The organism is Paenirhodobacter ferrireducens (assembly GCF_004022265.1).
Lineage (GTDB): Bacteria > Pseudomonadota > Alphaproteobacteria > Rhodobacterales > Rhodobacteraceae > Rhodobacter > Rhodobacter ferrireducens.
This window is the reverse complement of record NZ_SAVB01000002.1, coordinates 99,892-123,744: the sequence shown is the minus strand read 5'-3', so window position 1 is coordinate 123,744 and position 23,853 is coordinate 99,892. Positions and strand designations below refer to the sequence as shown.

Annotated in this window: 25 protein-coding genes and 1 riboswitch; of the genes, 15 read left to right on the top strand and 10 right to left on the bottom strand. The window is 67.9% G+C overall.

The genetic code is table 11. The features are described from left to right. Window position 1: 1 nt before the first annotated feature. From EOW65_RS02115 to guaA, 3 genes are all read left to right on the top strand, one after another. Window positions 2–1,009, top strand: a complete 1,008-nt coding sequence (locus EOW65_RS02115; protein WP_128147357.1) for a branched-chain amino acid ABC transporter permease — start codon at window positions 2–4, stop codon at window positions 1,007–1,009. Further along, a complete protein-coding gene (locus tag EOW65_RS02110) occupies window positions 1,006–2,334 on the top strand; it encodes a branched-chain amino acid ABC transporter permease (RefSeq protein WP_128147356.1) in 1,329 nt (442 codons plus the stop codon). Before EOW65_RS02115 ends, EOW65_RS02110 begins: the two co-directional genes overlap by 4 nt. A gap of 148 nt (window positions 2,335–2,482) precedes the next feature. Then, entirely contained in the window at window positions 2,483–4,039 is a 1,557-nt protein-coding gene (gene guaA, locus EOW65_RS02105; protein WP_128147355.1) for a glutamine-hydrolyzing GMP synthase, read from the top strand. A gap of 212 nt (window positions 4,040–4,251) precedes the next feature. Here the strand turns inward: guaA and mfd are convergent, their stop codons facing one another. Next, complete coding sequence (mfd, locus tag EOW65_RS02100) at window positions 4,252–7,686, bottom strand: transcription-repair coupling factor (protein ID WP_128147354.1); 3,435 nt, start codon at window positions 7,684–7,686, stop codon at window positions 4,252–4,254. Window positions 7,687–7,735: 49 nt separating this feature from the next. Next, entirely contained in the window at window positions 7,736–8,266 is a 531-nt protein-coding gene (locus EOW65_RS02095; RefSeq protein ID WP_338054885.1) for a component of SufBCD complex, read from the bottom strand. Between the two features lie 171 nt (window positions 8,267–8,437). On the opposite strand from EOW65_RS02095, the gene hemB reads away from it, so the two are divergent. Both hemB and EOW65_RS02085 read left to right on the top strand, forming a co-directional pair. Then, window positions 8,438–9,436, top strand: a complete 999-nt coding sequence (gene hemB, locus EOW65_RS02090; protein WP_128147353.1) for a porphobilinogen synthase — start codon at window positions 8,438–8,440, stop codon at window positions 9,434–9,436. A 123-nt stretch (window positions 9,437–9,559) separates the two neighbouring features. Beyond that, entirely contained in the window at window positions 9,560–10,117 is a 558-nt protein-coding gene (locus EOW65_RS02085) for a lipid-binding SYLF domain-containing protein (protein WP_113900259.1), read from the top strand. A gap of 83 nt (window positions 10,118–10,200) precedes the next feature. Here the strand turns inward: EOW65_RS02085 and EOW65_RS02080 are convergent, their stop codons facing one another. From EOW65_RS02080 to EOW65_RS02065, 4 genes are all read right to left on the bottom strand, one after another. After that, entirely contained in the window at window positions 10,201–10,821 is a 621-nt protein-coding gene (locus tag EOW65_RS02080; RefSeq protein ID WP_128147352.1) for a lytic transglycosylase domain-containing protein, read from the bottom strand. A gap of 109 nt (window positions 10,822–10,930) precedes the next feature. Continuing rightward, the gene (locus EOW65_RS02075; protein WP_128147351.1) at window positions 10,931–11,461 is read right to left on the bottom strand and encodes a helix-turn-helix transcriptional regulator; all 531 of its coding nucleotides are present in this window, start codon (window positions 11,459–11,461) and stop codon (window positions 10,931–10,933) included. Next, window positions 11,458–12,036, bottom strand: a complete 579-nt coding sequence (locus EOW65_RS02070; protein ID WP_128147350.1) for a cytochrome b/b6 domain-containing protein — start codon at window positions 12,034–12,036, stop codon at window positions 11,458–11,460. The genes EOW65_RS02075 and EOW65_RS02070 overlap by 4 nt, the downstream gene beginning before the upstream one ends. 52 nt (window positions 12,037–12,088) lie before the next feature. Beyond that, window positions 12,089–12,352 (bottom strand): PepSY domain-containing protein, encoded by a 264-nt coding sequence (locus EOW65_RS02065; RefSeq protein WP_128147349.1) that lies wholly within the window; start codon window positions 12,350–12,352, stop codon window positions 12,089–12,091. 261 nt (window positions 12,353–12,613) lie between these two features. Between EOW65_RS02065 and ssb the strand changes: the two genes are divergently transcribed. Further along, entirely contained in the window at window positions 12,614–13,117 is a 504-nt protein-coding gene (gene ssb, locus EOW65_RS02060) for a single-stranded DNA-binding protein (protein ID WP_128147348.1), read from the top strand. Between the two features lie 229 nt (window positions 13,118–13,346). On the opposite strand, the gene EOW65_RS20190 is transcribed toward ssb, so the two are convergent. From EOW65_RS20190 to EOW65_RS02045, 4 genes are all read right to left on the bottom strand, one after another. Continuing rightward, on the bottom strand, window positions 13,347–13,526 hold the full coding sequence (locus tag EOW65_RS20190) for a hypothetical protein (RefSeq protein WP_240664449.1): 180 nt from the start codon (window positions 13,524–13,526) through the stop codon (window positions 13,347–13,349). Beyond that, the gene (locus tag EOW65_RS02055) at window positions 13,526–14,146 is read right to left on the bottom strand and encodes a helix-turn-helix transcriptional regulator (protein ID WP_240664448.1); all 621 of its coding nucleotides are present in this window, start codon (window positions 14,144–14,146) and stop codon (window positions 13,526–13,528) included. Before EOW65_RS02055 ends, EOW65_RS20190 begins: the two co-directional genes overlap by 1 nt. Before the next feature lie 12 nt (window positions 14,147–14,158). Further along, entirely contained in the window at window positions 14,159–14,995 is an 837-nt protein-coding gene (locus EOW65_RS02050; RefSeq protein ID WP_164879962.1) for a helix-turn-helix domain-containing protein, read from the bottom strand. A 410-nt stretch (window positions 14,996–15,405) separates the two neighbouring features. Then, complete coding sequence (locus EOW65_RS02045) at window positions 15,406–16,737, bottom strand: sodium/glutamate symporter family protein (RefSeq protein WP_128147346.1); 1,332 nt, start codon at window positions 16,735–16,737, stop codon at window positions 15,406–15,408. A 354-nt stretch (window positions 16,738–17,091) separates the two neighbouring features. Between EOW65_RS02045 and EOW65_RS02040 the strand changes: the two genes are divergently transcribed. From EOW65_RS02040 to thiS, 9 genes are all read left to right on the top strand, one after another. Beyond that, window positions 17,092–17,838, top strand: coding sequence for a Hint domain-containing protein (locus EOW65_RS02040; protein ID WP_128147345.1), 747 nt, complete (start codon window positions 17,092–17,094; stop codon window positions 17,836–17,838). Window positions 17,839–18,297: 459 nt separating this feature from the next. Further along, entirely contained in the window at window positions 18,298–18,552 is a 255-nt protein-coding gene (locus EOW65_RS02035; protein ID WP_128147344.1) for a hypothetical protein, read from the top strand. A 78-nt stretch (window positions 18,553–18,630) separates the two neighbouring features. Further along, a complete protein-coding gene (locus tag EOW65_RS02030) occupies window positions 18,631–19,098 on the top strand; it encodes an H-type lectin domain-containing protein (protein WP_128147343.1) in 468 nt (155 codons plus the stop codon). Further along, the gene (locus tag EOW65_RS02025; protein WP_128147342.1) at window positions 19,098–20,180 is read left to right on the top strand and encodes a polysaccharide biosynthesis/export family protein; all 1,083 of its coding nucleotides are present in this window, start codon (window positions 19,098–19,100) and stop codon (window positions 20,178–20,180) included. Before EOW65_RS02030 ends, EOW65_RS02025 begins: the two co-directional genes overlap by 1 nt. A gap of 245 nt (window positions 20,181–20,425) precedes the next feature. Further along, on the top strand, window positions 20,426–20,764 hold the full coding sequence (locus tag EOW65_RS02020) for a hypothetical protein (RefSeq protein ID WP_128147341.1): 339 nt from the start codon (window positions 20,426–20,428) through the stop codon (window positions 20,762–20,764). 91 nt (window positions 20,765–20,855) lie between these two features. Next, on the top strand, window positions 20,856–21,581 hold the full coding sequence (locus EOW65_RS02015; protein ID WP_164879961.1) for an outer membrane protein: 726 nt from the start codon (window positions 20,856–20,858) through the stop codon (window positions 21,579–21,581). A 135-nt stretch (window positions 21,582–21,716) separates the two neighbouring features. Next, window positions 21,717–21,821: riboswitch (TPP riboswitch) on the top strand. 66 nt (window positions 21,822–21,887) lie between these two features. Beyond that, a complete protein-coding gene (thiD, locus tag EOW65_RS02010) occupies window positions 21,888–22,685 on the top strand; it encodes a bifunctional hydroxymethylpyrimidine kinase/phosphomethylpyrimidine kinase (protein ID WP_128147339.1) in 798 nt (265 codons plus the stop codon). Beyond that, window positions 22,682–23,662 (top strand): FAD-dependent oxidoreductase, encoded by a 981-nt coding sequence (locus EOW65_RS02005; protein ID WP_128147338.1) that lies wholly within the window; start codon window positions 22,682–22,684, stop codon window positions 23,660–23,662. The genes thiD and EOW65_RS02005 overlap by 4 nt, the downstream gene beginning before the upstream one ends. Beyond that, window positions 23,659–23,853 (top strand): sulfur carrier protein ThiS, encoded by a 195-nt coding sequence (gene thiS / locus EOW65_RS02000; protein ID WP_128147337.1) that lies wholly within the window; start codon window positions 23,659–23,661, stop codon window positions 23,851–23,853. The genes EOW65_RS02005 and thiS overlap by 4 nt, the downstream gene beginning before the upstream one ends.

The following is a 23,853-nucleotide window of genomic DNA, read 5'->3' as shown; positions in this document are numbered from 1 at the left end:
GATGGATATCCTCAACGCGCTGGTCGCGATCCTGAACTATGTCGTCGTGCCCGCCACCGCCTATGGCGCGCAGCTGGCGCTTGGCGCGCTTGGCGTGACGCTGATCTACGGCATCCTGCGGTTCTCGAACTTCGCCCACGGCGACACCATGGCCTTCGGCACCGCGATCACCATCCTCATCACCTGGGCGCTGCAATCGGCGGGCATCGGCTTCGGCCCGCTGCCGACGGCGCTGATCGCCCTGCCCTTCGGCATCGCCGCGACGGCGCTTCTGGTGCTCGGCACCGACAAGATCGTCTATTCCTATTACCGCAAGGTGCGTGCCGCGCCAGTGGTGCTGACCATGGTCTCGGTCGGCGTGATGTTCCTGATGAACGGCCTCACCCGCCTCTTGATCGGGGTCGACGAGATCAAGTTCGCCGATGGCGCGCGCTTCCTGATCTCGGCGCAGGAATTCAAGAAGGCCACCGGCCTCGCCGAGCCGCTTGCGATCCGCTCGACCCAGGCGATCACCGTGATCACCGCGGCCATCGTCGTGGCGGCGCTGTTCTGGTTCCTCGCGAAGACCCGCACCGGCAAGTCGATGCGCGCCTTCTCCGACAACGAGGATCTGGCGCTTCTGTCGGGCATCAACCCGAGCCGCGTCGTCGCGATGACCTGGATCATCGCCGCGGCCCTCGCCACGATCGCCGGCACGCTCTACGGCCTTGATAAAAGCTTCAAGGCCTTCAACTACTTCCAGCTGCTGCTGCCGGTCTTTGCGGCGGCCATCGTCGGGGGCCTCGGCAATCCGCTCGGCGCCATCGCCGGCGGCTTCATCATCGCCTATTCCGAGGTGGCGGTGACCTATGCCTGGAAGAAGGTCGCAATGTATCTGATCCCCGGCTTCCAACCCGACAGCCTGCTTCAGCTCCTGTCGACCGAATACAAGTTCGCCGTCAGCTTCACGATCCTGATCATCGTGTTGCTGTTCAAGCCCACCGGCCTTTTCAAGGGGAAATCGGTATGAGCACCCGTCAACCTGGCGCCGCCCGGGGCGGCAAGCTGCGCGCACCGCTGCTTTTCGCCGCGATGGCCGCGCTGATCGCGATCGAGGCGGCCACCACCGGCTGGAACGGCGCGCTGGTGATCGTCAACATGGGGCTGATCTCGGCGATCCTCGCGCTCGGCGTGAACATGCAATGGGGCTATGCCGGGCTCTTCAACACCGGCGTCGTCGGTTTCATCGCGCTCGGCGGGCTCGGCCCGGTGCTGGTGTCGATGAAGCCGACGCCCGGCGCCTTCTCGGCCGGCGGCTGGGGCATCCTGATCGCCTTCGCGATCGCGCTCGTCACGATCATGGCTGCGGTCTGGCTGAACCGGCATCTGACGCGGATGAAGGGGCTGGCGATCCTCGCCGTGCTGATCGCGGGCTTCTTCCTTTACCGCGCCGTCTTCGACCCGGCCGTCGCCGCGATCCAGGCGATCAACCCGGCCTCCGCGGGCTATCTGGGCGGGCTCGGCCTGCCGACGCTGCTCTCCTGGCCTCTGGGCGCGCTGCTCGCCGCCGGCGCCGCCTGGGTGGTCGGCAAGACCGCGCTCGGCCTGCGCTCGGATTATCTCGCCGTCGCCACCCTCGGCATCGGCGAGATCATCGTCGCGGTGCTGAAGAACGAGGAATGGCTCGACCGCGGCGTGCTGAACGTGACCGGCATCCCGCGCCCCTGGCCCGTGCCCTACGAGGTTGACCTGCAGGCCGACCCGGGCTTCCTCGGTCGCGCCGCGGCCTTCGGCCTCGACCCGGTCACGGCCTCGACGATCTCCGTCAAGCTGCTCTACGGCACCCTGTTCGCCGCGGTGCTGCTGGTGCTGATCTGGGCGCTGCAGCTGGCGCTGAACTCGCCCTGGGGCCGGATGATGCGCGCCATCCGCGACAACGAGGTTGCCGCCGAGGCCATGGGCAAGAACGTCACCGGCCGCCATTTGCAGATCTTCATTCTCGGCTGCGCGGTGATCGGGCTCGCCGGTGCGATGATGATCTCGCTCGACGGGCAGATGACGCCGTCCTCCTACAACCCGCTGCGCTATACCTTCCTGATCTGGGTGATGGTGATCGTCGGCGGGTCCGGCAACAACTGGGGCTCGGTGCTCGGCGGGATGCTGATCTGGTTCGTCTGGATCAAGGCCGAGGTCTGGGGCCCGCAGATCATGCACGTCGTCACCGCGACACTCGCGGACGGGGCGCTGAAACAGCATCTCGTCGATTCGGCACCGCATATGCGGCTGGTGATGATGGGGCTGATCCTGCTCCTCGTGCTGCGCTTCAGCCCGCGCGGCCTGCTTCCCGAGAAATGACGAAAGGGGCCTCCGGGCCCCTTTTCGCGGCCCGGAACGCGGCACGCCACGCCCCCCTTCCATTCATCTTGCCACAAATACCTCGGGGGTGCGGGGGCGGCGCCCCCGCGCTCTTGCTTTTGGCGAAATCCCCCCCTATTCCCCGCACATGACCCAGCATCAGCGCCTCCTCATCATCGACTTCGGCTCCCAGGTCACGCAGCTGATTGCGCGCCGCCTGCGCGAGCTCAACGTCTATTGCGAAATCCATCCCTATCAGAAGGTCACCGATGCCTTCCTGACCGATTTCGCCCCTCAGGCAATCATCTTCTCGGGTGGCCCGGACAGCGTCACCCGCGAGGGCTCTCCGCGTCCGCCGAAATCGGCCTTCACCCTCGGCGTGCCGATCCTCGGGATCTGCTACGGCCAGCAGGTGATGATGCAGGAGCTTGGCGGCCTCGTCGAATCCGGCCATGGCACCGCCGAGTTCGGCCGCGCCTATGTCACCCCGACCGAGCGCGCGCTGCCGCTGCTCGAGGGCTGGTTCCAGGACGGGCGCGAGCAGGTCTGGATGAGCCACGGCGACCATGTCAGCCGCATCGCCCCGGGCTTCGAGGTCTATGGCACCTCGCCCGGCGCTCCCTTTGCGATCACCGCCGATCCCGAACGCCACTTCTACGCCGTGCAGTTCCACCCCGAGGTGCACCACACTCCGAAGGGCGCGAAGCTCTACGAGAACTTCGTCCGTCTCGCGGGCTTCACCGGCGACTGGACGATGGCGGGCTATCGCGAACAGGCGATCGAGAAGATCCGCGAACAGGTCGGCGACAAGAAGGTGATCTGCGGCCTCTCGGGCGGCGTCGACAGCTCGGTCGCGGCGGTGCTGATCCACGAGGCGATCGGCGACAACCTGACCTGCGTCTTCGTCGACCACGGCCTGCTGCGCAAGGGCGAGGCCGAGGAAGTCGTCACGATGTTCCGCGACCATTACAACATGCGGCTGATCGCGGCGGACGAGAGCGATCTCTTCCTCGGCGCGCTCGAGGGCGTGTCGGACCCGGAAGTGAAGCGCAAAACCATCGGCAAGCTCTTCATCGACGTGTTCCAGAACTACGCGAACCAGATCGACGGCGCCGAGTTCCTGGCCCAGGGCACGCTCTATCCCGACGTGATCGAGAGCGTGTCGTTCTCGGGCGGTCCCTCGGTGACGATCAAGTCGCACCACAACGTCGGCGGTCTGCCCGAGAAGATGGGGCTGAAACTGGTCGAGCCGCTGCGCGAGCTGTTCAAGGACGAGGTCCGCGCCCTTGGCCGCGAACTCGGCCTGCCCGAGAAGTTCATCGGCCGTCACCCCTTCCCGGGCCCGGGTCTGGCGATCCGCTGTCCCGGCGAGATCACCCGCGAGAAACTCGCCATCCTGCGCGAGGCGGATGCGGTCTATATCGACCAGATCCGCAAGCACGGGCTCTATGACGAGATCTGGCAGGCTTTCGTGGCGATCCTGCCCGTCCGTACCGTCGGCGTGATGGGCGACGGGCGCACCTATGACTATGCCTGCGCGCTGCGCGCGGTGACCTCGGTCGACGGCATGACGGCGGATTACTACCCCTTCAGCCACGACTTCCTCGGCGAGACCGCGACGCGGATCATCAACGAGGTGAAGGGCATCAACCGCGTGACCTATGACATCACCTCGAAGCCCCCGGGCACGATCGAGTGGGAATGATCCGCGCGAGAGCGTGACAGGAAGCGGCCCCCTCGGGGGCCGTTTTTCTTTGTCTGCGGGTGGAAAAAGAAAGGGGGGCGCTGCCCCCCTCGGCCTGCGGCCTCACCCCCCGGGATATTTGAGGCAATTGGAAGCCGGGGCGTCCCGAGCGCCGGCAGATCCCGGGGGGGCGCCTGGGGCAAGACCGCGGGTGCGCCCCGGCCTTGCGGGGGTCAGGCCTTTGCGGCCTTCTTTGCCTCGATCACCTTTTCGGCCAGTTCCTTGGCGATGGCGAAGGCGCCCTTGATCCGCTCGGCATCCGAGCTCCAGTCGCGTTGCAGCACCACCTTGTTGCCGCTGATCTTCGCCGTGCCCTTCTGCGCTTGCAGGAATTCGACGAGGCCCGCGGGGTTCGGGAACTTGTCGAGGTGGAACTGCACCGTCGCGCCCTTCGGCCCCGCGTCCATCTTGGCGATGAAGGCGCGTTTCGCCATCGCCTTGATCCGCACCACCAGGAGCAGCGTGTTCACCTCGCGCGGAAGCTCACCGAAGCGGTCGATCAGCTCGGCGGCAAAGCCCTCGAGCTCGACCTTCGTGGTCAGCCCGGACAGCCGGCGGTACAGGCCGAGCCGCACGTCGAGATCGGGGATGAAGCTTTCCGGGATCATCACCGGCACGCCGAGGTTGAGCTGCGGCGACCATTCGCCGTCGCCCTCCGCCTCGGTCAGCTCGCCCGATTTCAGCCGCGCGATCGTCTCCTCGAGCATCGCCTGATAGAGCTCGTAGCCGACTTCCTTGATATGGCCCGACTGCTCCTCGCCCAGAAGGTTGCCGGCGCCGCGCAGGTCGAGGTCCTGCGAGGCGAGGTTGAACCCCGCGCCGAGATTGTCGAGCGAGCCGAGCAGCCGCAGCCGTTTCGTGGCCTGCGGCGTCAGCGGCAGGCGCGGCTTCGTCGTCAGGTAGCAATAGGCGCGCAGCTTCGAGCGCCCGACCCGGCCGCGGATCTGGTAAAGCTGGGCCAGACCGAACATGTCGGCGCGGTGCACGATCATCGTGTTCGCGGTCGGGATGTCGAGCCCGCTCTCGACGATCGTCGTCGCCAGTAGCACGTCATACTTGCCGTCGTAGAAGGCGTTCATCCGCTCGTCGAGCTCGCCCGCAGCCATCTGCCCATGTGCGGTGATGAAGCTGACCTCGGGGACATGTTCGCGCAGGAAGGCCTCGATCTCGGGCAGGTCGGTGATGCGCGGCACGACGTAGAAGCTCTGCCCGCCGCGGAAGCGTTCGCGCAGCAGCGCCTCGCGCACGGTGACCGCGTCGAACTCGCTGACATAGGTGCGGATCGCCAGACGGTCGACCGGCGGCGTGCCGATCACGCTCAGATCGCGCACGCCGGTCAGGCTGAGCTGCAGCGTGCGCGGAATGGGCGTTGCGGTGAGCGTCAGCACATGGATTTCCGAGCGCATCTCCTTCAGGCGTTCCTTGTGGTTGACGCCGAAATGCTGCTCCTCGTCGATCACCAGCAGGCCGAGGTTGCGGAACCTCACCGCCTTCGCAAGCACCGCATGGGTGCCGATGACGATGTCGACGGTGCCGTCGGCCAACCCCTCGCGGGTCTTCGCCGCCTCTTTCGCCGAGACGAAACGGCTGAGCGGACGGACCTCGAGTGCGGTGCCGCGGAAGCGTTCGGCGAAGGTCTTGTAATGCTGGCGGGCAAGCAGCGTCGTCGGCGCGATCACCGCCACCTGCACGCCCGAGGCGGCGGCGATGAAGGCCGCGCGCATCGCCACCTCGGTCTTGCCAAAGCCCACATCGCCGACCACCAGCCGGTCCATCGGCCGGCCCGATTTCAGGTCTTCGACCACGTCGTCGATGGCGCTCAGCTGATCCTCGGTCTCGCTATAGGGGAAGCGCGCGGCGAAGGCCTCCCATTCGTGATGCGGCGCCTCGAGGATCGGCGCGTGGCGCAAGAGCCGCTCCGCCGCGATCCGCATCAACCGGTCGGCGATCTGCCGGATGCGTTCCTTCAGCCGGGCCTTCTTCGCCTGCCAGGCGCCACCGCCGAGCTTGTCGAGAAGCCCGTCCTCGTGGCCGTATCGGCTGAGCAGTTCGATGTTGGTGACGGGCACGTAAAGCCGGTCGCCGCCCGCGTATTCCAAAAGCACGCAATCAAGCGGCGCGCCAAGCGCGGTGACGGTCTCGAGCCCCTTGTAGCGGCCGACGCCGTGATCGACATGCACGACAAGATCGCCCGGCGTCAGGCTTTGCGCCTCGGTCAGGAAGTTCTCGGCCTTGCGTTTCTTCTTCGGCCGGCTGACGAGCCGGTCGCCGAGCACGTCCTGCTCGGAGATCACGGTCAGCCCCTCGGCCTCGAAGCCCGCGTCGAGCGTCCAGACCGCAAGGCCAAGCCCCGAGATCTCGCGCGCGTCGCGGATGAGCTTCGCGCCGCCCAGCCCCTCGTCCTCCAGAAGCCCCTTCAGACGCTCGCGCGCGCCTTCGGACCAGCTGGCCAGAACCACCGGGCCAAGGTGCAGCCGGTTCTCGATATGCCCCTTCAAGGCGCCGAAAAGGCTGACGTTTTCAAGCTGGCGCTCGGGCGAGAAATTGCGACCGATGCGGGCGCCGGCGTTCAGGATGCCGGGGCCGGGCGGCGCCGGCAGCACCTGCAATTGCAGCACCCGATGCGCCGCCAGGACCGCCTTCCAAGTCGGTTCGTCGAGATAGAGGAGCCCCGGCGCCGCCGGCTTGTAGACGGTGTCGACCCGGTCGCGCCGGGTCATCGCCTCGCGCCGGGTGTCGTATTGATCGGCGATCCCTTCCCACCGCGAGATCCGGGCAGGCTCGATCTGGTCGTCGAGCATCACGCTCGCCTCGGGCAGATAGTCGAAGAGGGTTTCGAGCCGCTCGTGGAAGAAGCCGAGCCAATGCTCCATGCCGGCGTGCTTGCGCCCGGCCGAGACCGCCTCGTAGAGCGGATCGTCCGTGCCGCCCGCGCCGAACTCGACGCGGTAGTTCTGCCGGAAGCGGGTGATCGAGGGCTCGTCGAGGATCACCTCGCTCACCGGGGCAAGCTCGACCGCCTTCAGCTTCTCGGTGGTGCGCTGGCTGACCGGATCGAAGCGGCGCGCGCCGTCGAGCACGTCGCCGAAGAGGTCGAGCCGCACCGGCCCCGCCTCGCCCGGCGGATAGATGTCGATGATGCCGCCGCGCACCGCGTAATCGCCGGGCTCGGACACGGTGGAAACCGGCGAGAAGCCCATCCGCACGAGGAAGGCGCGCAGCTTTTCCTCGCGCACCGGGCCGCCGACGCGGGCGGTGAAGCTCGAGGCGGCGACGAGATCGCGGGCGGGCACGCGCTGCATCGCGGCGTTGAGCGTCGTCAGCAGCACGAAGGGCCCAGGCACGCCCGCGGCGAGCGCGGCAAGCGTCGCCATCCGCGCGGCCGAAATCTCGGGGTTGGGCGAGACCCGGTCGTAGGGCAGGCAGTCCCACGCCGGGAAGGACAGCACCACCGCCTCGGGCGCGAAGAAGGCCAGCGCGGCGCGCATCGCCTCGAGCCGGCGATCGTCGCGGGCGACATGGATCACCGGACGGCCGCGGGACAGCTCCTTCGCGACCAGCTTCGCATCAAAGCCCTCAGGGGCACCGGACAGCAGAAAATGTTCCATGCTTCCGGAGGTATCCGCCCCGTCCGCGGTGTCAAGAGCCCGGCCGGGCTCAGCCCACGTAATAGTGGCTGAGGTTCTGGAACATGCCCCACAGCGCGGTGACCGAGATCGCCATCAGCCCGACGAGTTGCACCCGGAAACGGTGCCTTGTCAGCGCCTGCGCCACCGCCTCGGCATCGAGCCCGCCGGGTTGCAGCCCAGGTTCGAGCCGCTCCGCTGCGCGCAGGCTGAGCAGCCCGACGAGCGAGAGCGGCACCAGGATCAGCGCCGCCGCCTGGGCGAATTCGAAATGATAGACGAAGCCCAGCACGACCAGCAGGCTGAGCAGGCAGGAAGCGACGAGGGTCAGCGCCAGCCCCGCCTCGCGCCCGATCAGCAGCAGCCGGGCGACGTTGATGCGGGTGAGCGTGACCAGCTCGTCGGCCCCGGGGCCCGCGTGCCGGCGGGCGCGGCTGACCATGTCGAAGGGCACGCCCAGCACCCAGTGCGAGGTGGTCGACCAGGTGACGGCCAGCGCGATCCAGTACCACAGGCTGGAAAACGACCGCATGTCGATCAGCTGGAAGATGTTCTGCAGCACCGCGTCGCCCTTTCGTCCGGCGGCCCCGTCCGCCCCCGCCAGTGGCACAGTAGACGATGTTTTCGCTGGGGAAAACCTCTGGCGACGGGGCTTTCGCGGACACGGCCGCGTGAGCAGGGTTGTGGCCCGGGCCGATCCGTGGCACCGAAAGGACGACACAGGAGGCTTCTCATGCACCCGATCATTCCGCCCTTCCCCGTGACCCGCCTGCGCCGCATGCGCAGCACGCCCGCGCTGCGCGACCTCGCGCAGGAAAACCGGCTGTCGGTCAAGGATCTGATCTGGCCGATCTTCGTCACCGACGTGCCCGGCGCGGATGTCGAGGTCAGCTCGATGCCCGGCGTGTTCCGGCGCACGGTCGACGGCGCGGTGCAGGCCGCGGAAGAGGCGGCAAGCCTCGGCATCCCGGCGATCTGCCTCTTTCCCTACACCGACCCCTCGTGCCGCACCGAAGGCTGCGAGGAGGCCTGGGACCCGGAAAACATCACCAACCGCGCGATCCGCGCGATGAAGGCGGCGGTGCCCGAGGTCGCGATCATGACCGACATTGCGCTCGACCCCTTCAATGCGAACGGCCATGACGGGCTGGTGCGCGACGGGATGATCGTGAACGACGAGACCGTCGAGTGCTTGGTGAAGATGGGCCGCGCCCAGGCCGAGGCCGGCGCCGACATCCTCGGCCCCTCGGACATGATGGACGGCCGCATCGGCGCGCTGCGCACGATGCTCGAGGCCGACGGGCACCAGAACGTCACGATCATGAGCTATTCGGCCAAATACGCCTCGGCCTTCTACGGCCCGTTCCGCGATGCGGTCGGGGCGACGGGGGCGCTGAAGGGCGACAAGAAGACCTATCAGATGAACCCCGCGAACAGCGACGAGGCGCTGCGGCTGGTGGCGCGCGATCTCGAGGAAGGCGCCGACATGGTCATGGTCAAACCCGGCCTGCCCTATCTCGATGTCTGCCGGCGGGTGAAGGACGCCTTCGGCGTGCCGACCTATGCTTATCAGGTGTCGGGCGAATACGCGATGGCGATGGCGGCGGTGCGCAACGGCTGGCTCGATCATGACAAGGTCATGCTTGAAAGCCTGATGGCCTTCCGCCGGGCGGGCTGCGACGGGGTGCTCACCTATTTCGCCCCGGCAGCGGCGCGGCTGATCGGCGCCTGATTGCCGAAAGCGCCGGCGGGCCGGCACCCCAGCCCAACCGGCGGTTGCAGGACGGCGTTTCTGCCCTATACTTTGTGGCCAGCGGGCAGCCATAATGCCCGGGACCATGAGCGGAGCGAGCGGATGACACAGTTTACCAGACGAACCCTTCTGGCGATCGGCGGTGCCGGACTCGGGCTTGCGGCCTGCGGCAACGGCATCGGGTCGGACGGGGCGGCAAAGATTGATGCACGCGTCGATGCGACGCGCGATTACCTTTTGCAGAAGTACCCCGGCACGCAGGAGCTGATGGGCAAGGCGCGCGGCGTGCTCTACATGCCGCTGATGACCGAGGCGGGCTTTGGCATCGGCGGCTCCTATGGCCGCGGCGCGCTGCGGATCAACAACGTGACGGTCGATTACTACTCGGCCGCCTCGGCCTCGATCGGCTTCCAGATCGGCGCCCAGCAATTCGCCCATGCGCTGTTTTTCATGACCGAGGATTCACTCGCCGACTTCCGCCGCAACGACGGCTGGGAAGTGGGCGCGGATGCGCGCTACGCCCTGCCCGACCGTGGCGGCGCGATCGGCACCGACACCACCACCTCGCTCGCGCCGGTGATTGCGCTGGTTTTCGGCCAGGCCGGGCTGATCGCCGGCGCCTCGCTTGCCGGCACCAAGTACACGCGCATCATCCCCTGATCCGGGACGGCGATGCGAGAGCAAAAGGCGCGCCGGAAGGCGCGCCTTTTTCATTGCGGGTGTCGCGGGATCTGCCGGCCGCCTCAGCCGCCGTAGATGACCCGGACGTAATTCACCGTCTCGGCATAGGGCGGCACGCCGCCGTGCTTGTCCACCGCCTCGGGGCCCGCGTTATAGGCCGCGAGTGCCAGCCGCCAATTGCCGAAACGCTCGTACATCATCCGCAGATAGCGCGCGCCGCCCTCGAGGTTCTCGTGCGGATCCGTCGCATCGACGCCAAGCCGCGCCGCCGTGCCCGGCATCAGCTGTGCAAGCCCGGTCGCGCCCTTCGGCGAAACGGCGGCGGCATTCCAGCCGCTTTCCTGCTGCACGAGACGCAGGAACAGGTCCTCGGGAACACCGTGATGCGCCGCGGCGGTCTTCGCCGCCTGCAGATACTGGCCGCGGTAGCGCCCGGAATAGCGCGGCATCGCGGCCAGATCGCCGATCATCGCGTCGCCACCGCTCGGCCGCAGCCGGGAGGAATTGCCATATTGCCCGGCGAGCCGGGTGTCGAGCAGGCGCGTCTGGTTGCGAAACAGCAGCGCGCGCGATTTCGTCGAGGCCCCGGAAAGCTGCAGCCCCTCAGCGCGGGCCTGTGTTCCGTCAAGAGGAGCCAGCGCCACGGCCAGCCCGAGGGTCACCACCCCGGCAATCTTCCGCATCCGTCCCTACCAAAATTGTTTTTCGGTCGCGATTATACGCAAAGCGCGACAAAGGAAAAGCGCCGCGCACGCCCTGCCCCGGGCGCCATCGGCAAAGCCTTGCCGATGCTCAGCCCCCGACCGCCCCGCCCTCGATCGGACCGGCAAGCAAGTCCTCGATGAACAGCGAGACGAGCTGGCCACGGCCGCTGACCGCAGCCTTGCGATAGACCGCATTCAGATGGGTCTTCACCGTCGCCTCGGAGGAGCCGCGCAGCGCCGCGACCTCGGCGATGGTGCAGCCCTTGATGGTGAAGCCTGCGACATCAGCCTCGGAAGGGGTCAGGCCCCAGGCCTCGAAGCGCTGCTGCATCAACGTGGCGAGCGCGCCGCGCGCCACCGACAGCGCCTGTGCCGAGCGCGCCTCGCGCGCCAGCATGGCGCGCAGCACCAGCCCCTCGACCACAATCCCGGCGATCAGGCCGAGGTTTGCCAGCATCTCGAGATCGAGATGGGCCGAGATGCTGCCCGCTTCCATCGTGTCGGTGATGACATCGCTGATGAAGAAGGCGGAGCAGAGAAGCTGCACCGCCATCAGCGCGATCAGCGCGGCCTCGCGCCGTCGGCGCGGCTTGGGGGAATCCCCCCGTTCGGTGGTCATCTGCCATTATCCGTGTCGTTCACTGGCAGAGCCTTGTAGCCCGTAATCATCCCGCGCGGAAGGTTGATCCGCAGCCGCAGGCTTTCGAGGAAGACCGCGGCGACATGGGCGAGCACCGAGACCTCGGCCCAGGTAACGGCGGCCTTGTGCAGGTCCTCGGGCCATTGCACACCCCAATAGGTGTCGGTCGTCATCAGCCAGCCGGAAAAGCCGATCACCAGCAGCGTCACGATGAGGTTGTAGATCATCAGCGCGCCAAGCGGCGAATGGCCGGCATGGACGTGACGGCGGCCGCGGACGATCTCGGAGAGCTGCTCCATCGCGCCCGAGACCGACGGGGGGAAGTCGGAAAAGCGCGCATGGCGGGTGCCGATCAGCCCCCACAGGACGCGCGCGAGAACCAGCCCGACGACGGTGAAGCCGATGTAGTGGTGCAGGCTGTGCTCGGGGTTGGTGACAAGCGCGTTCGCGGCAAAGCAGCCGACGAGCGTCCAGTGGAACAGCCGCACGAAGGGATCCCAGATCCGGGTGTCGCGGCGGGGCTCGGCGGGGGGGGAAAGGGGCGTGGCGGTCATCTTGTCCTCCTGCGGGCGGGCCGGGGACAGACGTCCCCGGCCCCGGCCGGGCTCAGTTCTCCGACGCGCCGTTCTTCACCTGCTCGAGCTTGTCGTTGAAGTAGAGCTCGAACTTCTTGCCGTCCTTCAGCGCGTAGACCTCGATCAGGCCGTCCTCGGTGCCGATCTTGCGCACTTCATAGCCCTCCTGGGTCAGCTTGGTGCGCAGCTGTTCCTGCGTCGCGGCGTCGACACCGGCGGCGGCAGCCGGCAGCGCGGCGCCCGCGACGAGCGAAGCGAGGACAGCGGCGGCGGTGAACTTGCGGAAATGAGTCATCACGATCTCCCTACGGCCGGGGCGACATGCCCGGGCTCGGTGCCGCCGCTCTCGCCGATGCCGCGGCGCAGCACCATCGGCACCCGGATGGAGGGAGGGGCTTTTCGCCCGCCTCCACCCCGGGTTCGGCCCCTCCACCCCGGGTTTGAGGCCGGTTTCCCGCCCCGGCCTCTAGGCGGGGCGGAAGCGCTGTTCTATACCCGGTCGGACAAATCGGAATCGCCGCGCGGCACTCGCGCGCGGCCACAGCGGAGGAACTGCATGGCCGGCTCTGTGAACAAGGTCATCCTGGTGGGCAACCTGGGGCGCGACCCCGAGGTGCGCACCTTCTCGAACGGCGGCAAGGTGTGCAACCTGCGCATTGCCACCTCGGAGACCTGGCGCGACAAGGCGACGGGCGAGCGCAAGGAGCGCACCGAATGGCATTCGGTCGCGATCCTGAACGAGAACCTCGCGAAGATCGCCGAACAATATCTGCGCAAGGGCTCGAAGGTCTATGTCGAGGGTCAGCTCGAGACCCGCAAGTGGCAGGACCAGTCGGGTCAGGACCGCTATTCGACCGAGGTCGTGCTGCGCCCGTTCCGCGGCGAGCTGACGCTGCTCGACGGTCGTGACGGTGGCGGCCAGGGCGGCGGTGGCGGCGGCTACCGCGGCGGCGCGCAGGGCGGCGGCTACGACGAAGGCCCGTCCTACGGCGGTGGCGCCGGCGGCGCGGCCCCCGCAGGCGGCGGCCGCGCAGATTTCGACGACGAGATCCCGTTCTGAAGCGCCCGAGCGCGTGAAACGACACGGGGTGGCCCATCGGCCACCCCGTTTTCTTGGCGAGCGCGGAATTGCGTGCGGGTCACGGCCACGTCGCCGCCCCGGATTACCGGTCAGCCGGACCCGCCCCCGGCCGGGGGCGGCATCGGTCTTTGCCGCTCGGGAAGATTGCGAGGATCCCGGCATCTGGTCCGGCGGCATTGCCCTCAGCGCCTCAGACCCGGCGCAGGCCCTAGAGCGACGACGATCCGCCATCGAGCAGGGCAATCATCGCCGGGTCCAGCCGCGGGTCGTTTCTGTAGAACACCCCGCAGGCCTCGATGTCCGCCTTCTTCGGCCCCGTTCCGGCAAGGCGCTTGAACACGATCGGCGCCGAATAGATCGGCCGCGTGCGCGCGTTGTTCGTCGTCATCAGCAGGCCGGTGAGGAAGGGCATCGAGGGCAGAGCGGGAGGATAGAGCGCGATCGACTGCAGCCGCGCATTGGGCAGGCCGACGTTTTGAGCATCGGTGATATAGATGCGCTCCCCCAGCCACTGCACGATGCCGTCGATCTTGATTGGCTGCCGGCTTCCCGGAAGCTCCCCCGCGACGTCGCATACATGATCGTCTTGACCAGGGTGAGATCGCCTTCCTGAGAGATCACGGTGTAGGCGCGCCCGATCCTGTCGGGATTGGTGCGCAGCGGCGTGCAGACGTGATAGCAGCCACAAAACTGCGAAAGGGTGCGGCGGGTCTGCGCCATGTTTTCCAGCAGCGCGGCAAACGCCTGCCGCATCCGGGGCGGAAGCCCCTCGATCCGCATCGGCGGCCGCCAGCGCGCCGCAAACCGGTCCGGCGGTAGCAGCAGATCGTCCGGTTCCAGATCGAAATGCGCGGCGATGTTGCGCAACGTCGCCAGCGAGGGCATGCTGAGCCCGCTCAGATATTTGTTCAGCTGCTGGCGGTTGATGCCGAGCGCCTCGGCGGCGCGGGACGTGCTCGGATAATGGTGCACGAGCCTGCGCAGATTGGCGGGAAATTCCTTGTGCATCTGATCTTCAGCCTACCCTGCGAGGTGCATGACCGGGGTACCGTCGGCACGGCACAGACGCTGGCGCACCTCCACCGAAAGCGCCGGATCGTTCAGTGCGACGAGGCCGCTCGCGAGCAGGTCGTCGCGCAGGCTCACCCCGGCCGGACGCCGCTCCATGACGACGTTGGAGGTAAAGATCGGGCGCGCCCCAAAGCTGAAACTTCCCAGCATGACGCCGCTCAGATGCCGCACCCCGGAGGTGTAGACCGGGTAGAACAGGGAGAATCCGGGGGTCACCTCCCCCTCCGACGTCCCGTAATCGACGAACTGGATCCTGTCCTGAACGTAGCACACCTGATGCAGCGTTCTGCGGACCCCTTCGCGGAGCCATGGGCTGCCGGCGGGGGCAAACCGTTCCAGCACCCGCGCATAGGTCATGCCGTCGCGCTGAAAGATGATCGCGCAGGTCCGCAGCGCAAATGCCGGCATCTCGGGGACACAGTTGTAGCGGAAATACCGCCCACAATAGGGCGCAAGCGCCTTGGCCGATTTTTCACACTCCGCCGCCGCATTGCGGATCAGCGCAGCTTCCCGGCCCATCCCGGCGGGAACCAGGTCAGGCTTCGCACCGGCGCCAGGTGTCAGGCGCCGCCGAAGCTCCTGCGGGGGCAGCATCAGCGCCTCGGTCGGAAGCTCGAAAACCGTGGCCATCTTGCGCATGGTCCGCAGCGACGGCGCGCTGCTGCCGTTCAGATATTTGTTCAATTGCTGGCGGTTTATGCCCATCCGTTTTGAAGCTACGGCAATGGACGGGAGCAGAGAAACCAGATAGCGGATATTCTCTGTCAGATCATCTGGAATCGGCATGTTATGGCCCCCTGCGGTGGTCCATGACGGCAATGGTGTCGGCATCGTAATCCCTCGCTTCCCTGCCCATTGGGTGGGTTTAACACTTCTTACGACGCTGCGATTTCCCGTTAACCTTTCACAAGTTCGCCACCCCGCTTCACCTTGCGATGCCGGACGGCCAAACTTGGCGCTCTTCACACACCCTTCCGCTTCACATCTGACGCCAAAGCGGCAGGTGGGCAGCGAAAGACACAGATAAAATGAAAAGGTGAGGAAAAAGCGCGCCACTTGTTACAGGGCGGGACTCTCCCTCCACCCTGACTTGGTATGGCTGAGCTCCGCCACGAGATGAATCTAAACAATAAGTATGTAGGTATACAACCTAAAGTTTATTATTCTCTTTGTCGCGCAGATGCCCCCGAAAATCCTTACAGCATGAGGCTCTGAGTCACCGAGAGGCGTCTGATCGCCATCGCCAGAACGCCCAGAAGGCAGATCCCGATTCCCATGCTTCCCATGACCACCGATCCGTGCGCCATGCCCAGAACGGCAATCGCGGGCAAAGCCACAAGGCTCACCACCGCCATCAGCGGATAGGCAAGAGCCCCATCCCGCAAAGTGGATGTGCGCCCGTCCGGATCCGCTGCCCGCAGCAGCAAAAGCCCGGTCAGGTAGACCCCCGTCGCCGTCCCGTAGATCAGCATGGCCCGTTCGAAACGCGCATTGCTGAACGCCAGAGCCGAGAACGCGGCCACCACGATCGCAGTGGCCACGAGCCCGACGCAGGAGATCACGACCACCGGCAGGGCATAAGCGCCGATCATGTCGATAGGCAGGCTGAGCAGCGCCGCGACCACCGCCAGATCGCTGGAATAGCCCGCGATCCGGTCTCGGCTCGCGACATCGACCTGTCGCCCGGCAGGGCTGTTGCGCAGCGCAATCCATAACAGCCGCGCCAGCAGCAGGCCCAGAACCCAGACCGGGATGTTCTCGATCATCGGGACGCCGGCCCACCTGGCCAACCGGTGCATCCCGAGCGTCAGCGCCACCCCTGCCAGGACAACGAGCAGCGTCACGCCGAACCGCTGCCGGCGGCGGGCGGCGGGCTCGGCAGGGGATGTCTCGGCAACCGGGCCGGCGGCACGCCTGGCCTCGGCGCCCCCGGTGCGCCGCCGGCGCAGTTCCACCGCCGCAAGTCCAGTCGCCACGCCAAGAACCAGCCCGATCGAGGCATAAGTCACGGCCAGAGCCTGTGCCAGCGCCCAGTCCGGGTTGCCCAGCTTGTGCAGGATGCTGCCAATCACCCCCGCAGTCGCATGCCCGCCGACGAACCCTGCAACGAGTTCCAGCCCGAAAGTGTTGTAGACTTCCAGATCCGGCATGGCGCGGGCGATCGCGGCCCCAAGAAATCCGCCGAGCGCGACCTGCAGGCCGAACAGCACCACACCGGCTGCCGCCATCGCCCCGATATTGGACGAACGTTGCATGGCTCCCCCTGCGCGCTCGCCGACAGAGGATGCGACCATCACCGGCAGCAAAAGCATCCCCGGCAGCAGCAGGCCGAAATCCAGCAGCGGCGCCAGCATTGCCTTGAACGGAGCGTGCCTCTCGAGCACAAGCCGCCCCCCTAGCCCGGCAAGCCCTGCCAGCACCGCGGCAGGCAACGCCATCCGCATTGCCACCGGAAGACGGGCCGACAGCGCATATCCGAGATGCAGCAACACCACGACCCCCAAGACAAAACCGGCGATTCCGAGCATCATGTCCCCTTTGGGTTCCCCGCCCCCATCCTTGTCTTCCTGACGTCGGGGAATCCAGATTTCTTTCTGATTTCTGCAATTTTATTGATTCTACAACTATGAGCCCGCCGCGCCCACAGCAGACATGCAGGTTGGACAAGTCGTCGCAGTCAACACCTGCCCCTTCGCTAAGCAGCGCCTGCACTGCGTCGACAGAGCGAAATATGCCGGCGCGCCGGAATTTGTCATCCTCCCGCAGGCGCAGCAGATGCCCGGCCGGGACGGCACCAGATTCCGATCAATCGGGGGTGTCCTCGTAGATGCATTGCGAAAGCCCCTCTTGCCGGTCCGAGCCTCGTCCCCTCCGGTGCGGCGATGCGCCGCCGGCAGGCCAACCTGTCGGATCGAAACGGTGACGGAGCAGAACCGATGCCTGACCCTGTCGAATTTCCCCTCGGAATCTCTGCCTATCTGGCGGGGAATACGCCCGTACAGACAGAAACCGGCCCTTGCCCGCTGGACCGGCTCGAGCCGGGGCAGCGCGTGGTCACCTATTGCCGCGGGGTGCAGGCCATCCGTGCGATATCGGTGCTGCCCGCCTCGCGGGTGCAGGCCCTGCGCCCGCTGGCGCTTGTTTTTCCCGGTCAGGAGGAATTGCGCCTGACGGCAGGCTCGCGTCTGCTGACTGCGAGCCCCTGGAGCGAGCTGCTGTACGGCATGACCGAAGCAATGGTGCCCGCCGGCAGCCTTCTGTCCGATCCGGCAGTGACCACCGTTGCCGCCGAGGACAGGCCCTATTATGCGCTGCATCTCGACCGGCCGGATTTCATCTATGCCGGTGTGGCGCTTTGGCTGGCCTCACCCGCGCCGATCGCCGGCGATCGGGTGGTGCAGTTTCCGCACCGCCTGCCCCGACCCGAGCTCGATCACGTGGAGACCCGACTCGCACATCATTATGCGGGATCGGTGGAACACCTGCTGAAAACCACGCTCCCGCGCCCTCCGCGCCGTCCCGGCAGCACGCATGCCACCGGGGCGCAGGCCAGCTGCACGCTGCGACGCTCTGGAACGACAGCGCCGACGCCGATTAGCGAAGTTCCGCGCCCTTCCAACGACACCTAGGCTCTACAGGTATCGTCTGCCTCGGCAGGCGGTCGCCGCCCTGTCGGACCCGGAGCTGCCCCGCATGTTGTCGGGCAGGCAGCGCCCGGAGCCCCAAAGAATGCTCGTTGCCGCGCCCTGGGGGAGCCGGTGGCGAGGATTTCTCCGGCACGGCGGTGCGGTTCGTAAGTGGTGTCATGGTTCGATTGCCTCCCTCCACAAAGCCCCCCGGAGGGAGCACCAGGTCGGGGGATGAGGGCACGTATCCCAGTACGCGGCGGCAACAGCAGCACAGCCAGCCCTCGCCTCCGACCTGCGTTTTCCTGTCCCCGGGGCGCGAAACAGCGCCTTCGGCCGGACCCAGATCCCCTGCCGGCCACCGCGCCGGAGCCCCCCTCAGCCCGGACCGCACTCCGGCCGAGGCCGGCAGATCAACCACCCGAATTTGCAAGAGTTTTAACAGACGAAGGAGTATCACAGATGAACAAGCAGATGATCCGGGGCGGCCTTGCACTCCTGGCGGTTGCGGGGGCGCTTGCGGCCTGCTCGCCGCAGGAGATGGAGACCCCGCCGGTGACGGTGAAAACCGCGCAGGGGCCCGTGACCTGCCAGCTCTACACCCACAGCCAGGTCTACTGGGACCGCTCGACCGATCGCCCCGCCACGATGTCGGTGAAGGATGCCGACAACATCTGCCGCGAGGAAGGCTATCGCGTTCAGCGTCTCGGGCTGTGATCGGCCCGCTCCGGCGCCTTCCGGCGCCGGAGGCGCCACTCCCGCGCCGGCAGGTGCGATCAAGGAAGGAAGTGCGGAATGGAAATGCGTTTCTGGCAACCCCTCAAACGTCCTGCACAGGATGCCGTTCCGGCGCATGTGCGCAAGATCTGGCTCGCCCGCGACTGCTTTGCCGGGCAGGCGGCGGCACAGCAGTCCGTCGCCGCGCAGGAGGTTCTTCACGCCGGCCCCGAGGCCCTCGTGCTGCGCGGTCACGACACGTTGCGGACGCAGCCGCATTCGGCCTTCTCCGAGCGCGGTGTCGGGCGCACGCAGGTGCAGCTCCTGCTCTGGGTACCGTTTCGCCAGCCGTTCAGCGAGCCGCCGGCGGTGAGCCTGCGCCTGGTGCAGCCCCTGCCCTGCGATGTGCGGGCGACACAGGTGGCACCGGACGGTTTCCAGATCCGCGTGCAATCCTGGGGCGAGATCGCCGAGCCCGAGCTCGAGGTGCTCTGGAAGGCTGCCGGTTTCCCCGAATCCGCCGCTCCGACGGGTGCCGCAAACTGATGCACAGCGAACGAAGGAAGGGCCCGAGGCTCGGGGCGGCCGCCCTGACGATTCTTCTTGCCGGCTGCAGCCTGCCCGCGGCGACGCCGATGCGCGGCGCCGTCGAGCGGACCACGGAATACCCGGTGGTTGCGGTGGACCGCGCCCTGGCAAAGCGGCTGTCACAGCGCACGCCCGAACGCTTCGGTGCCGAGTTCACCCGCGCCGGCATCGTCGATGCCGACCGCATCCATCCCGGCGATCAGCTCAATTTCCAGATCTTCGAGACGGTCGATGCCGGCCTGCTGGGCTCGACCGGGCGCGCGCCGACGCTGATCGGCCCGATCGAGGTCGGCGGCGATGGCGCGGTCAGCCTGCCCTATGCCGGGCGCATCCAGGCGAACGGGCGCCGGCTTGAGGACCTGCGCGGCGATCTCGAGACGCGTCTCGCGGAGCAGACCCCGAACCCGCAGGTGATCGTGACCCGCGCATCCGGCAGCGGCTTCTCGGTGACGGTCTCCGGCAATGCCTCGGGGGGCGGTGTGGTGCCGCTGACCTACGGCCAGCGCAGCCTGCGCGCGGCGCTGGCGATGGTCGGCGGGGCGCAAGGCGACCCGGCTCTCGTCACCGTCGAGGTGATGCGCGCCGGCAAGCGCGGGCGGGCCCGGCTCGATCAGATCCAGACCGTGCCGGGACAGGACATCGCCCTGCGCCCGGGCGACGCGATCACCGTGACGACCGAGAAACCCCGCGTCGCGATGCTTGGCGCCTCCGCATCTCAGGGCGCGGTGCCGCTTGAGCGCGCCGGCGAGACCCTGGCTGCGGCGCTGGCCCGGGCGGGCGGATTGAGCGCGAATGCGGGCGATGCCAAAGGGCTTTTCGTGATGCGCAGCACCAATGCCGCGACCGGCTCTGAGAAACCTGAGATCTATGCGTTCGACATGACCCAACCCGAAGGCATCTTCGCCGCCGACGCCTTCGCGCTCGAGGATGGCGACGTGGTCTATGTCAGCGAAGTCGCGGTCTCGCGGACGGGACGCGCGGTCCGCACTCTCCTCGGCTTCACCCAGCCGGTCGACCAGATCACCAGTCTCGGAGGATGAAATATGCAATCACAATCACCGCAGGCCGCCCGGTCGGCGTCCCGGCCGCGGCGGCCAAGCCTGCCGCGCTCGCGCGGCCCGCACCTCCGCAGGGCACGGTCATGACCTCCCCCCAGCCCATCCCCGACGCGGTGCTGTTCCTGTCGTCCGCCCTGCAAGCGTCCGGCCTCCCCCCCGAGCTCGAGGGGACGTCCGGGGCCTCCCCCCTCGAACGCCTGGCCGGGCGCTTGCAGCAGGAGGGGTTCGTGCGGCTGCGCGTGATCTTGCTGGACGACGAGCAGGGGCCGCAATTCCGCCACCGGCTGGCGCGCGGCCTGCTCGACCGGATCGGCCGGCGCACCGCCGCCGAGGGGCTCGCACTCGCGGTCGAGAGCGCCGCCTCGCTCGAGGCCTGGCTCGCGGCCGAGCCCGCCGAGACCGATTGGATCGTGCAGCGCCCCGCCGCCACCGAGAATATCCAAGCGCCCCCCAGCCCGCCATCCGTTGCGGAAACCGCCTGGTTCGAGCGCATGCAGCGCGACACCGGGCTCGGGACCACGAGCGGCCGTGAACCCGCTGCGGCCGGCCAGCGCGCACTCGCCTGACCCGCCTCCCGCCATGCCAACGCGAGCGGCGTGGCAGGTCCGTCCGGCCACGGACCCCGTTTTTGTTTCTGTCACCAGTGAAGAGCCCGTCATGTATCAAAGACTCCGTCTCGCCGGCGCCGCGTTCTGCGCCCTCCTTCCCGCCGCCCAGACCCTCGCCGGAGGCTTCACGGCGCCGGTGACCGAGGCCCCGGTCCTCGCTCCCACCGCGGCCCCGGCAGCTGCCGACTGGACCGGCCCCTACGTCGGCCTGTCGCTCGTCAATGTCTTTGGCGCCGATGACGAACTCGGCATCACCGATCCAGCGGGCCGGCGGGTCGCAACGCCCGGTCAGCTCGACATCGCCGGCCCCGGCGGCGCGGTGCAGCTCGGCTATCGCTGGCAAAGCCGCCTGCTTGGCCGCGAGGTGGTGATCGGACCCGAGATCTCCTACGAGGACAGCTCGGCCGATGCCGACCTGTCCTGGGCCGGCGGCCGCGGCGCGAGTAACCTCGAGCAGCTCTGGTCGCTGCGCGTCAAGGCCGGCGTGCTGAGCGCGAGCCGCAACACCCTTGTCTATGGCACGCTCGGCGCCGCACGCGGCAAGTTCGGCTACACCGTCCAGGGCGACGGCATGGCCTTCGATGGCAGCTATCGCAACAGCGCCTGGACCGCGGGCCTCGGCGTCGAGCACAAGCTCAGCCGGCGCCTGTCGGTCTTCGGCGAATGGGAATTCCGACAGTTCGGCAAGACCATCCTGCGCGATGGTGCAGGCATATCCACCAAAGCAACCCCCGAGCATCACGCCCTGAAGCTCGGCGTCAACATGTCCTTCTGAGAGCGCGTCGGGCTGGCCCGCGGAAGCGGCCCGGCCCGTCTGCCCCCCCCGGCGGGTCGCCGCGCGCGGCGCCGCCCGCGATGAAAGTTCACAAGACCGGTTGCCGAACGGCCCGTTGCCCAATACAACACTTGCACTTACTCGTTGGGGTGCGCCGGGCAACCGGGGCTGAGAGGCGAAAGCTAACCCATCGAACCTGATCCGGTTCATACCGGCGGAGGGAACGGGTAGCTGACAGCGTGACGGCCGGATCTGGCCGCGCGCGTGCCCCCCTTATCCGTCCGTCGGGCATCTTGGGGGGAGGCCATGACGGCTATCGCATTGACCATCGCAGGGTCCGACAGCGGCGGCGGCGCCGGGATCCAGGCTGATCTGAAGGCCTTTTCGGCCCTTGGCGTCTATGGCGCGAGCGTGCTGACCGCGATCACCGCGCAGAACACCCGCGCCGTCACCGCGGTCGAACCGCTCTCGCCCGAACTCGTGCGCGCGCAGATCGCCGCGGTCTTCGACGATCTCGAGGTGCGCGCGGTGAAGATCGGCATGCTCGGCGATCCGCAGCTGATCCGCACCGTCGCCGAGGGGCTGCGCGGGCGCGACCTTGCCGTGGTGGTCGACCCGGTGATGGTGGCGAAATCCGGTGACCGGCTGCTGGCGGCCGACGCGATCGCGGCACTGCGGAGCGAGCTTCTGCCGCTCGCCACCGTGCTCACCCCGAACCTGCCCGAAGCGGCCGAGCTGCTGGGCACCGCCCCAGCCCCCGATCTCGTGATCCGCGAAGCGCAGGGGCGCGCCCTTGGCGCACTCGGGCCCGGCTGGGTGCTGATGAAGGGCGGCCATGCCGACGGCCCCACCTGTGCCGATCTGCTGCTCGGGCCGGAGCGTCACCTGCTGAGCGCGCCGCGGATCGCCACCCGCAACACCCATGGCACCGGCTGCTCGCTCTCGGCCGCGATCGCCGCGGGGATGGCACTGGGGCTGGCCGTGCCCGAGGCGGTCGCCCGCGCGCATCGCTGGCTGCACAGCGCCATCGCCGCCGCGGACCGGCTGCAGGTCGGCTCCGGCCACGGCCCGGTGCATCACTTCCACGAATGGTGGCAGGCATGACAATTCGTATTCTCGGCGCCGGGGTCATGGGGCTCGCGATCGCGACCGAACTCAGTGCGCGCGGACATGCGGTCGAGCTGGTCGACCCGCAGCCCGCGCCCGGCCCGCATGCCTGTTCCTGGTGGGCGGGCGGCATGCTCGCCCCCTATTGCGAGCGGGAATCGGCCGAGGAGCCGGTGGAGCGCCATGGCCTCGCCGCGATCGACTGGTGGCACCGCCACACCGGCTGCGTCAGCCACACCGGCACGCTGGTGCTGACGCTGTCGCGCGACCGCGGCGAGCTGACCCGCTTCGCCCGCCGCTCGCGCGGGCATCAGGCGGTGGATGGAGCCGCGATCGCCGCACTCGAGCCCGACCTGGGCGGTCGCTTCACCGCCGGCCTTTTCTATCCCGACGAGGCCCATCTGTCGCCGCGCACCGCGCTGAGCGAGCTGCGCCGCCGGCTTGCGGCGCGCGGCGTCGCCTTCCACCTCACACCGCCCGCCCCCACGCCGGAGCTGAGCATCGACGCCCGCGGCCTTGCGGCGCGCGACGCCCTGCCCGACCTGCGCGGCGTGCGCGGCGAGATGCTGGTGCTGCGCTGCCCCGAGGTGTCGCTCTCCCGCCCGGTGCGGCTGCTGCATCCGCGCATCCCGCTTTATGTCGTGCCGCGCGGCGACGGTATCTTCATGCTCGGCGCAACGATGATCGAGAGCGACCGGCGTGGCGTCGTCACCGCCCGCTCGCTGCTCGAGCTGCTGTCGGCCGCCTATGCACTGCATCCGGCCTTCGGCGAGGCCGAGGTGCTGGAAACCGGCGCCGACGCCCGCCCGGCTTTCCCCGACAACCTGCCCAGATTGCGGCGCCGCGGCGCGACGCTGTTCGCCAACGGGCTTTATCGTCACGGTTTCCTGCTCTCGCCCGCGGTCGCCACAATGGCCGCCGATCATCTGGAAACCGGCATTCTTCCCGAGTTCATGGACGAGGTTTCGCAATGAACATCACGCTGAACGGCAGGCCGCGGCAGACCCGCGCCGCCACGCTTGCCGCGCTGCTCGACGAACAGGGCCTTGGCGGCAAGGTTGCCACCGCCCGCAACGGCGATTTCGTGCCCGCCGCACGGCGCGCCACGACCACGCTGGCGGAGGGCGACCAGATCGAGGTCGTCGCGCCGATGCAGGGGGGCTGA

Coding starts and splice junctions, on each gene's coding strand:
- EOW65_RS02110 (WP_128147356.1), top strand. CDS start 1,006: ATGAGCACCCGTCAACCTGGCGCCGCCCGGGGCGGCAAGCTGCGCGCA.
- EOW65_RS02085 (WP_113900259.1), top strand. CDS start 9,560: ATGACACAGTTTACCAGACGAACCCTTCTGGCGATCGGCGGTGCCGGA.
- EOW65_RS02050 (WP_164879962.1), bottom strand. CDS start 14,995: ATGCCGATTCCAGATGATCTGACAGAGAATATCCGCTATCTGGTTTCT.
- mfd (WP_128147354.1), bottom strand. CDS start 7,686: ATGGAACATTTTCTGCTGTCCGGTGCCCCTGAGGGCTTTGATGCGAAG.
- EOW65_RS20190 (WP_240664449.1), bottom strand. CDS start 13,526: ATGACGACGAACAACGCGCGCACGCGGCCGATCTATTCGGCGCCGATC.
- EOW65_RS02045 (WP_128147346.1), bottom strand. CDS start 16,737: ATGCTCGGAATCGCCGGTTTTGTCTTGGGGGTCGTGGTGTTGCTGCAT.
- thiS (WP_128147337.1), top strand. CDS start 23,659: ATGAACATCACGCTGAACGGCAGGCCGCGGCAGACCCGCGCCGCCACG.
- EOW65_RS02065 (WP_128147349.1), bottom strand. CDS start 12,352: ATGACTCATTTCCGCAAGTTCACCGCCGCCGCTGTCCTCGCTTCGCTC.
- EOW65_RS02015 (WP_164879961.1), top strand. CDS start 20,856: ATGTATCAAAGACTCCGTCTCGCCGGCGCCGCGTTCTGCGCCCTCCTT.
- thiD (WP_128147339.1), top strand. CDS start 21,888: ATGACGGCTATCGCATTGACCATCGCAGGGTCCGACAGCGGCGGCGGC.
- EOW65_RS02055 (WP_240664448.1), bottom strand. CDS start 14,146: ATGCACAAGGAATTTCCCGCCAATCTGCGCAGGCTCGTGCACCATTAT.
- EOW65_RS02075 (WP_128147351.1), bottom strand. CDS start 11,461: ATGACCACCGAACGGGGGGATTCCCCCAAGCCGCGCCGACGGCGCGAG.
- EOW65_RS02035 (WP_128147344.1), top strand. CDS start 18,298: ATGAACAAGCAGATGATCCGGGGCGGCCTTGCACTCCTGGCGGTTGCG.
- EOW65_RS02080 (WP_128147352.1), bottom strand. CDS start 10,821: ATGCGGAAGATTGCCGGGGTGGTGACCCTCGGGCTGGCCGTGGCGCTG.
- EOW65_RS02025 (WP_128147342.1), top strand. CDS start 19,098: ATGCACAGCGAACGAAGGAAGGGCCCGAGGCTCGGGGCGGCCGCCCTG.
- hemB (WP_128147353.1), top strand. CDS start 8,438: ATGCACCCGATCATTCCGCCCTTCCCCGTGACCCGCCTGCGCCGCATG.
- ssb (WP_128147348.1), top strand. CDS start 12,614: ATGGCCGGCTCTGTGAACAAGGTCATCCTGGTGGGCAACCTGGGGCGC.
- EOW65_RS02005 (WP_128147338.1), top strand. CDS start 22,682: ATGACAATTCGTATTCTCGGCGCCGGGGTCATGGGGCTCGCGATCGCG.
- guaA (WP_128147355.1), top strand. CDS start 2,483: ATGACCCAGCATCAGCGCCTCCTCATCATCGACTTCGGCTCCCAGGTC.
- EOW65_RS02115 (WP_128147357.1), top strand. CDS start 2: ATGGATATCCTCAACGCGCTGGTCGCGATCCTGAACTATGTCGTCGTG.
- EOW65_RS02040 (WP_128147345.1), top strand. CDS start 17,092: ATGCGCCGCCGGCAGGCCAACCTGTCGGATCGAAACGGTGACGGAGCA.
- EOW65_RS02070 (WP_128147350.1), bottom strand. CDS start 12,036: ATGACCGCCACGCCCCTTTCCCCCCCCGCCGAGCCCCGCCGCGACACC.
- EOW65_RS02030 (WP_128147343.1), top strand. CDS start 18,631: ATGGAAATGCGTTTCTGGCAACCCCTCAAACGTCCTGCACAGGATGCC.